Here is an 8,248-nt window from a genome sequence, read left to right as displayed (position 1 = left end):
ACTCCTTTTTTTGCGTCTCAGAACCATTGGGGTTCAAGGGGTTAAATTTATGAAATTGATTCATGTTATAAAAAGTTGTCTTTTTTTCTTTAAATTAAATTATTTGCGGTCATTAATATCCGGGAATAGTTCATGTATAATAGGGAATAGCAGCTACAATTAGGGGCAGGTGAGCGTGATGTTCAACCGGGAGCTTTGTAAAAGGAAGCACATCGTTATTAATACTATACTTTAAATGAAAAAGATATGTACGGTTACGAGATTTTCAAAGAGATGGAGGCCAGAAGCGGCCCGGCGATCAAATTGAAGGAAGAGACTCTATACCCGGTGGAGTCAATTTGTTCACGCGATCAATTTGATTATGGGACGAGATGGATCATGAACAATTGCGAAAAAAGAAATACTTGGCTGAAACAGCAAAGCTGTATGGTCCTTAGAGCTTAACTTTTTCTTTGTTATTTTTTAATAAAAAATGTTATCCTAAATTTTAAGGTCTAAAAGAGTGAATTTCATAATGTAATAAGCTAATCCGAAAAACGAACGAAGGTTGACTAATAAACAAGAGAATGCCGCAGGAAACGAATGTTACTATCTTAAATTTTAAATAACTGTTCGTCTTTCAATTAAAGAATTGCTTTATGAAATTGACTCCTGAAAAAGACTTTTTTGATGATGAAAGTGGTGAAAGACTTGGATCAAGAGAAAAGCGAAATGGATAACAAAGGACAAGAAACATCAGATAATCCTTCCAGCTATATTAGAATCAAAAAATTCCGATTTGTCATGCTGTTGTTTTTCATCGTCTTCATTACAGCTGGAATTACAACATTCGCACTCGCATTCGGTGACGAAAAAGCGGTCAATGTTGGAACGGAAAGACCGGAATTCAGCAAGCTGTATTCTGCCTATGATACGCTGCAGGAAATGTATTATAAATCAGTTGATGAAGATGAGCTGATAAACGGAGCCATTAATGGTATGGTTGAAGCTCTCGATGACCCTTATTCGGACTATATGAATGAGGAAGAAGCAAAAAGCTTTAATCAAAGCATCTCCTCGTCCTTCGAGGGTATTGGAGCGGAAATTCAGGAGCTGGATGGCAATATCGTCATCGTCTCTCCTTTGAAAGGCTCCCCGGCCGAGAAAGCGGGCCTGCAGCCGAATGATATTGTTTTGTCGGTGGATGGCAAAAGCCTGCAGGGGCTAAGTTCGACAGAAGCCGTTACACTTATTAGAGGCAAAAAAGGGACAGAGGTTAAAATAGTCGTCCAGCGCCCGGGAATGGGTGAAACAATGGATGTTTCGATTATCAGGGATACAATTCCTCTTGAAACAGTCTATGGTAAAATGATGGAGGATGGAATAGCTAATATCCAAATTACGAGTTTCTCAGAAAATACTTCAAAAGAACTTGTCGATAAGCTTAACGAGCTACAGAAACAGGGAATGAAGGGACTTGTTTTGGATTTGAGGCAAAATCCCGGCGGTCTATTAGACCAGGCGATCAAAATATCCAGTCTATTTGTTCCAAAAGGTGAAATTTTGTTTCAAATTGAAGACCGCAATGGCGGCAGAGAAGAAGTTAAATCGACACATGAGAACGGGCCAAATATTCCGCTTGTTGTCGTGATTGATAAAGGAAGCGCGAGCGCTTCAGAAATACTTGCTGCGGCCGTTAAAGAATCGGCGGATGTTCCACTGGTCGGTGAAAAGTCCTTTGGGAAAGGAACTGTGCAGCGTGCCCAGAATTTTAAAGATGGCTCAAACATTAAATTTACAACCGAAAAATGGCTGACACCTGATCGAAACTGGATACATGAAAAAGGAATTGTTCCCGACTTTGAAGTCCAGCTTCCAGAGTATGCTTCCTTGCCTTTTATCAATCCCGATCTTGAGCTCAAACGATCCGTAAGCTCTGCGCAAGTAAAAGCAGCACAGCAAATGCTCTCGGCAATCGGTTATCAACCTGGCAGAGAAGATGGCTTTTTCGATGAAGGAACCGAGAAGGCGGTTATCGCATTTCAGGAAGCTGAAGGCCTTGAATCAAATGGAGTCCTCAGTGGCCAATCAACCGTAAGGCTAATGGAGAAACTGCGCGAACAACTTGAAAACAATGATCCACAAATCCTAAAAGCAGTGGAAGTATTGAAACAGCAGCTTAATTCATAAACAAAAAAAGCTCTCCTGATGCGGAGAGCTTTTTTTCACCTAAGTAATTAAAAACTCTTTGTTTGGCCGATCTGCTGCAGGGTATATACATAGCAAAACAAAGAAAAGGAGTGGTTTAACTTGCCTTGGAGTAAAAACGATTATCCTGATGCCATGAAGAATCTCGATCCGAAAGTCAGGGAAAAGGCCATCGAAATTGCAAATGCACTTCTTGAAGATGGTTACGAGGATGGACGGGCTATCCCAATTGCGATCGATAAAGCAAAGGAGTATGTAGACAATCATTAGTCTGGTCGTGACGTTGCCAGTGAATGATTGAGAGCGCGCCCTTCCTGAGGGCGTTTTTGTATGTTTTTTTATCAATAGGGGAAACTTTACAAAAACCGACACAGAAGTTGAGTGAGACAGATGAAAAAATTAACTTTAGCGATAGCTCTTTTACTGATTTGGACATTTGCTAATACGGCAGATTCAGTGGCAAAAAAAGACGAGAGGGTTCAAATGCTCCAATGGGAAGAAGTAAACAAGCTTATTCCTAAATTTAGTACCTTTACGGTTGAAGACGTGGAAACAGGTAAGAGATTCACTGTACAAAGAAGGGCCGGAAGCAGCCATGCTGACGTCCAACCCATTTCAAAAAAGCATACAAAGACGATGAAAAAGATCTACAGCGGCAAATGGAGCTGGAAGCGCCGCGCCATTATCGTTGAGCATAAGGGAAAAAGGATCGCAGCCTCCATGCATGGAATGCCCCATGGGGCGGGGGCGATTACAAACAATTTTCCCGGACATTTTTGCATTCATTTTTTTGGGAGTACAACACATCGTACCGATCATATGGATTTATCGCATAAGTTAATGGTTTTTAAAGCAGCCGGTCAGTTGGAGGGGTACTTGGCTGCTGCAAGTCCATTGGAACTGATAAATGCCTATATTGCCGGCTTTAAAGAAGAAGATGAAAAAATTCTAAACTGTATTATCCTGGAGAAAAGAAACTACACCCCGGTTTTTAAAAAGGTTGAAAATGTCAACATAAGCCAAATCTCAGTTCCGCCTGTAAACGAATTACAGACTGACCTTTTTGTTTCTGTACCGGTTGAAATAGAATGGTACTTAAGGGAAGAGGGAAGAGTTAAGTTTGAAGGGAATATAAACTTAATCCGCTACTCCCCTGATGGACCTTGGAAGGTAGACTCGGAAAAATTCCTTGAGGAAAACCGCTTCATAGAATGAGAAGCGGTTTTTTCGTCTGTGAACGATTTGCCAATGTCCATCAATGTTAATTGTATATATCTTGTTGGCTCATTCCGATGCAACAGTACTAAAGCTGGTTCTGACCAAACTGTATAAATGGCTGTTCATCTTGAATTAGTCCACATATGGCGCATTGCACTTTATATAACGGCCCTTTGTATGGCGTATGAAAAGGAGAGAGGGTCTCGCTTGTGTACTCCTCGAGGATTTGTCCGGTTTGCGGATGTTTTTTTACAGAATGCGGCACTTGCTCGATTATATTAAAACGGCTCCTGTTGGTCCTGCAGCTCGGACAGCGGTATGGTGTATTCAATTTGCAAGCTCCTTTCAAAATAGATTTCTTTTATTTTTTGCCAAGTTGCTAGTAATTATGTGAAAATATTGCTAGTGTATTGATGGAAGGTGAGAGGCAGAATGGATTATGATTACTTATTACAGCAATACCGATCAATATGGAATCATCGGATGCTGCCATCGAAACAGAATAGCGAAGTCGTCCTGGAAGAAGCAATCCTGCGTGAGCTATTGGACGAGAACTCGCATCCGCGGACCCGTCGCTCACGATACGATAAGTTTTATTTAGCTGTGAGCAGAATCATCGACTCTGAACTTCCGGATCAGGATAAATTAGCATTAATTTCACTTCATAAAAAAAATATGGAGACGATTAAAGCACGCGAAAGCAATTAGACTTATGGTGAAAATGTTAAATTTATTCCTTTTGTAAAAGGAGTGCGATAGGATTTAGTCAGTTTGTATAACCCTAATTGCATATCAGAAACTGGTGTCCAGGCAAATATCTGGGCCCGGATCACTAAAACGGCTGGTAAAAAGCCGTTTTTTCTCTGATCACTTCGAACTATAAGAACGGTTAACATTGTAATCCTAAAGTAACATTTGTAAAAATGAATAGCTTAGCTAAAACTTGTCAACCCTTATTTCCTATCATATGTTTTCCAAGTGAGGCAATGCACTTCCTCGTTAACTGGTTTTATCCAATCTAATATTGTCCAATAGAATATTGTAAAAAGATGATAACTTCATAGGTTTATACCCATTTTTAAAAAGAATGTACTACTAAACTAGTTCATTTGGCACGGTCTTGGAATATCCTCCCGCAATTATTACAAAAAACGCATGTTATGATTATTTTGCAAGTCAAACAGACAAAAAACAACGAAACTAGGGAGGATCTTTGATAGATGAAGAAAAAAATGTTTTTTTCAGTTGCAGCTGCAGCAGCAATGCTGATGGCAAATCCAGTTACCGACAGAGCGGACGCGGCGTCTAACTGCCCAACTCCTGCACAGGTTAAAATGTATACTTATCAATCTGGCAATTTAACAAATGAGCAAATTGATAGCATTCTTAAAAAGTACATGAGCAATTTCAATGTTCAATGGAATAACGTTCAAGTACAGCAACCTGTACAAAAGCAGCCAGTTGCACAACCTGCTCCAAAGCAACAAGTACAACAACCTGCTCCAAAGCAGCAAACACAACAGCCTGCTCCGAAGCAGCAAGTACAACAGCCTGCTCCGAAGCAGCAAGTACAACAGCCTGCAGCACAGCAGCCAGCTAAAAAGGCACCGGCTCAACAGCCTGCCAAAGCTGCAGCTCCAGCTTCTTCCCAAGTTAGTGCATTTGAACAACAAGTGCTTGACTTAACAAACCAAGAACGTGCAAAACATGGAATTCCAGCGCTTAAATTAGATGTTGAATTAAGCAAAGTCGCCCGTGAAAAATCACGCGATATGCAAGCTAAAGGGTACTTTTCCCATACTAGCCCAACTTACGGATCTCCATTCGATATGATGAAACAATTCGGCATTTCTTACAAATCAGCCGGTGAAAATATCGCGATGGGTCAACGTTCTCCTCAAGAAGTTGTTACAGCTTGGATGAACAGTGAAGGCCACCGTAAAAACATCCTTAACCCAAGCTATACGAACCTTGGAGTAGGGCATGTTGCGCAAGGCAACTACTGGACTCAAATGTTTATTGGTAAATAATAAATAACAGAAAGAAGAACCGTTTCCCAAGGAAGCGGTTCTTCTTTCATTTCTCGATGGCGTGTACAGAACACGAGTAAAAGGCTTATACGGAAAAATGATGAATCGAATTCAAATTCTTTCATGAACATTTAAAAATGGGTTAGAATATTGGTTAGACATTACGAAAAAGGTGATCAACATCAACATTCGCATCGCAACAGCCGCAGATATTGAACGAATAATGGAATTTGTCATACATACTGTTGAGCTAATGAATCAGGAAGGCAATGACCAATGGTCAGATACATATCCCCATAAGGATGATTTTTTGGCTGACTGCAAAGCAGGAAGTTTGTACGTAGCAGAAAAAGACGGAAGAGTGATCGGATCGATCACGATTGATCGACAAGAGCCGCCTGAGTACAAACAAGCACACTGGCGAAGTGATCAAGATTCTTTTGTTTTTCATCGGCTGGCCGTAGATCCGGATGTGAGAGGAGCAGGAATTGCCAGCAAACTTATGTCCTTTTCCGAAAGCTATGCATTGGAGAAAGGCGTATTTTATTTAAAAACAGATACATATTCCTTAAATAAGAAAGCGCAGCTTCTATTTGAAAAAAATGAGTTTGTGAAAGTTGGTGAAATGAAATTCCCAGAAAGAGACCAGCCATTTTATTGCTATGATAAATTCCTGTCTCGCGTGAAATAGCATCGTATATAAGTGGCCTTATGTTTATTCCGCGCCACTGTTCTAATTTGTTTACATCGATTCATATACCTCCCAAATCCCTGCAAGGATGTTAACCTTAAAGAACATCTGTTATATCGATCTCGGAAAATTGCATATTGACGCTTTTTGGGATTCTAATTTCAAGTATTCCATCTTTATGATGCGCAGTGGCCCCTTTTTTTCGGACGAGTGCGGGAAGGGTAATGGTATGCTTGTCATCATCTTCGGGAATATGTTCAACAATCATCTGGTTGGATGTATGAGACAGTTTCATGTTATGGAGCCATTCCTGATTTCTGATCGGAATCCGCACAAAAACAAAATCATGTGTCTCAAAAACAGCTTCTTCTAGAGGAACGATGCTTTGTTTTCTGGCGTCGTGCGGGACAGGATTAACCGCACTTGCAAACTCTTTAGGATTTATCATGTCTTGCATATTTGGAGGGAACATTTTACTCATCATCTCCTCGATATGCTTTTCGATTTCTTCTGGTTTAACCTGTTTCATCATATTTTTCATGTCTTTATTTATCGGGAACAGATTCCATGGAAACAAAGTGAAACCTCCTTTCAAGGCTGAAAGGGTCGCCAGCGTTATCAACTCTATTTTCAATATATGCAAGATGAAGCCTTACCGTTAAGCGTAAAAGTTTGCATATCAGCGGTGGACTTTTTAGTATATTGGTAAAGAAACTAAATTATAAAAGAGCGGGGTAGTTAAAAGTGAAAGGGAAAATCGCTTTAATAACGGGAGGGTCCTCGGGGATTGGGAAGAGCACAGCTATCGAGCTCGCCAAAAATGGTGTTCATTTAATCATAAATTACCGAAATAGCAAGGAAGACGCCGTTGAATTAGCCAGCAGCTTGACTGAAATGTATGGAACCGAAAATATTGCCGTGAAGGGTGATGTTTCAGACGAAGGGCAATGCAGCAAAGTTGTGTCAGAAGCTTTTTCGTTGTTCGCTTCTATCGATATTGTCATTCATAATGCCGGCCCTTATATCCATGAAAAAAAACGGTTAACCGACTATTCTCCGCAAGAATGGAATTATCTTATAAATGGAAACCTGAATGGAGTTTTTTATTTATCAAGACTTTTGATCCCGAAGATGAGGGAAGCAAAGTGGGGAAGAATCATTACGATTGGCTTTGATCGCGTCGAATCGGCGCCGGGCTGGATATACAGATCAGGATTTGCTGCCGCAAAAACCGGTCTCGCCTCATTGACGAAGACAATTGCCCTTGAGGAGGCAGAATTCGGGATAACCGCAAATATGGTATGCCCGGGTGACATTATAGGTGATTGGAAAGAAAAAAGTATCTCAGATTCTTTGCAAGTGCGTGATTCGGAAACACCGGTTGGCAGACCGGGAACAGGGGAAGACATTGCAAGAGTGATATGTTTTTTAGTGGAGGAAAGCTCGTCATTTATAACAGGGAGTATTATGCCAGTTACGGGTGGAAAGGACGTATTAGGCAAAGCTTACAAACAATCATGAACAAGACCGGCAGCCAATAGAGCTGCCGGTTTCGGTTGATTATTCTTCTGAAAGGGAAGGGCTGAGCTTGTTTTTTTGAAGGAATATCAGTCTGCTTACCAAACAGACCGCTCCGACGGCCAGGCCTGATATGAGTCCAACCCAATATCCGAAGGCGCTCCAGTCTGTGTAATTAGCAAGAATATACCCTAATGGAAGGCCAATCACCCAATACGAAAATAAAGCCATAATCAATGTGATATTTACATCCTTATATCCGCGCAGTGCACCTTGTACAGGCGCCTGTATCGCATCTGAAAGCTGAAAGAATAAGGCGAAAATCAAAAAATCGATCGTTAAATTTAACACTTCCGGGTCCTTGGTATAAATCGCGGCGACATCTTTTCTGAACTGTAAAAGGATAAAGCCGCACACAATTGATAATATCACGGCAAGTCCGATGCCAATCCAGCTATATTCCTTTGCATCCCTGTATCTTTTTGCACCAACCTCAAAGCCAACAACGATTGTCAATGCCATCGATATGCTTAACGGAATCCACTAGTGTTGCATTAATTAAATTTTAATATTAAAAAGACTCTAAATCTTCGCTAATTTTATT

9 protein-coding genes and 1 pseudogene are annotated in these 8,248 nt (G+C 40.7%); 7 read left to right on the top strand and 3 right to left on the bottom strand.

Features of this window, described 5'->3' with window-relative positions; all coding sequences use genetic code 11:
* The first annotated feature begins 711 nt into the window (after positions 1-711).
* From CVD23_RS18450 to CVD23_RS18445, 3 genes are all read left to right on the top strand, one after another.
* The gene (locus tag CVD23_RS18450; protein ID WP_257988592.1) at positions 712-2,169 is read left to right on the top strand and encodes a S41 family peptidase; all 1,458 of its coding nucleotides are present in this window, start codon (positions 712-714) and stop codon (positions 2,167-2,169) included.
* A gap of 120 nt (positions 2,170-2,289) precedes the next feature.
* Positions 2,290-2,457 carry a hypothetical protein gene (locus tag CVD23_RS22090; protein ID WP_180955724.1) on the top strand — a complete coding sequence of 56 codons (168 nt, stop codon included), beginning with the start codon at positions 2,290-2,292 and terminating at the stop codon, positions 2,455-2,457.
* A 120-nt stretch (positions 2,458-2,577) separates the two neighbouring features.
* Positions 2,578-3,402, top strand: a complete 825-nt coding sequence (locus tag CVD23_RS18445) for a hypothetical protein (protein ID WP_101666790.1) — start codon at positions 2,578-2,580, stop codon at positions 3,400-3,402.
* An 88-nt stretch (positions 3,403-3,490) separates the two neighbouring features.
* Here CVD23_RS18445 and CVD23_RS22595 read toward each other — a convergent pair whose 3' ends face one another.
* Positions 3,491-3,736 carry a DNA alkylation repair protein gene (locus tag CVD23_RS22595; RefSeq protein ID WP_101578397.1) on the bottom strand — a complete coding sequence of 82 codons (246 nt, stop codon included), beginning with the start codon at positions 3,734-3,736 and terminating at the stop codon, positions 3,491-3,493.
* A 101-nt stretch (positions 3,737-3,837) separates the two neighbouring features.
* On the opposite strand from CVD23_RS22595, the gene CVD23_RS18435 reads away from it, so the two are divergent.
* The 3 genes from CVD23_RS18435 (at position 3,838) to CVD23_RS18425 (ending at position 6,126) form a co-directional block, all read left to right on the top strand.
* The gene (locus CVD23_RS18435; RefSeq protein WP_101666789.1) at positions 3,838-4,113 is read left to right on the top strand and encodes a hypothetical protein; all 276 of its coding nucleotides are present in this window, start codon (positions 3,838-3,840) and stop codon (positions 4,111-4,113) included.
* A gap of 512 nt (positions 4,114-4,625) precedes the next feature.
* Positions 4,626-5,435: a CAP domain-containing protein gene (locus CVD23_RS18430; RefSeq protein ID WP_101666788.1), complete on the top strand. Its 810-nt coding sequence runs from the start codon at positions 4,626-4,628 to the stop codon at positions 5,433-5,435.
* Positions 5,436-5,607: 172 nt separating this feature from the next.
* The gene (locus CVD23_RS18425) at positions 5,608-6,126 is read left to right on the top strand and encodes a GNAT family N-acetyltransferase (protein WP_308314948.1); all 519 of its coding nucleotides are present in this window, start codon (positions 5,608-5,610) and stop codon (positions 6,124-6,126) included.
* A gap of 97 nt (positions 6,127-6,223) precedes the next feature.
* Here CVD23_RS18425 and CVD23_RS18420 read toward each other — a convergent pair whose 3' ends face one another.
* Positions 6,224-6,703: an Hsp20/alpha crystallin family protein gene (locus CVD23_RS18420; protein WP_101666787.1), complete on the bottom strand. Its 480-nt coding sequence runs from the start codon at positions 6,701-6,703 to the stop codon at positions 6,224-6,226.
* 167 nt (positions 6,704-6,870) lie between these two features.
* On the opposite strand from CVD23_RS18420, the gene CVD23_RS18415 reads away from it, so the two are divergent.
* Complete coding sequence (locus tag CVD23_RS18415; protein WP_101666786.1) at positions 6,871-7,647, top strand: SDR family oxidoreductase; 777 nt, start codon at positions 6,871-6,873, stop codon at positions 7,645-7,647.
* 39 nt (positions 7,648-7,686) lie between these two features.
* Here the strand turns inward: CVD23_RS18415 and CVD23_RS18410 are convergent.
* A pseudogene (locus CVD23_RS18410) lies at positions 7,687-8,184 on the bottom strand (MATE family efflux transporter); the annotation flags it as partial.
* Positions 8,185-8,248: the final 64 nt, after the last annotated feature.

The organism is Bacillus sp. V33-4 (genome assembly GCF_002860225.1).
In the GTDB taxonomy this organism is placed as follows: Bacteria; Bacillota; Bacilli; order Bacillales; family Cytobacillaceae; genus Bacillus_BJ; species Bacillus_BJ canaveralius.
This window is presented reverse-complemented; position numbering and strand designations above follow the sequence as displayed.

Bases quoted from the DNA above. Each gene is read 5' to 3' on its own strand.
- CVD23_RS18450 (WP_257988592.1), top strand. From the start codon at position 712: ATGGATAACAAAGGACAAGAAACATCAGATAATCCTTCCAGCTATATT.
- CVD23_RS18445 (WP_101666790.1), top strand. From the start codon at position 2,578: ATGAAAAAATTAACTTTAGCGATAGCTCTTTTACTGATTTGGACATTT.
- CVD23_RS18435 (WP_101666789.1), top strand. From the start codon at position 3,838: ATGGATTATGATTACTTATTACAGCAATACCGATCAATATGGAATCAT.
- CVD23_RS18430 (WP_101666788.1), top strand. From the start codon at position 4,626: ATGAAGAAAAAAATGTTTTTTTCAGTTGCAGCTGCAGCAGCAATGCTG.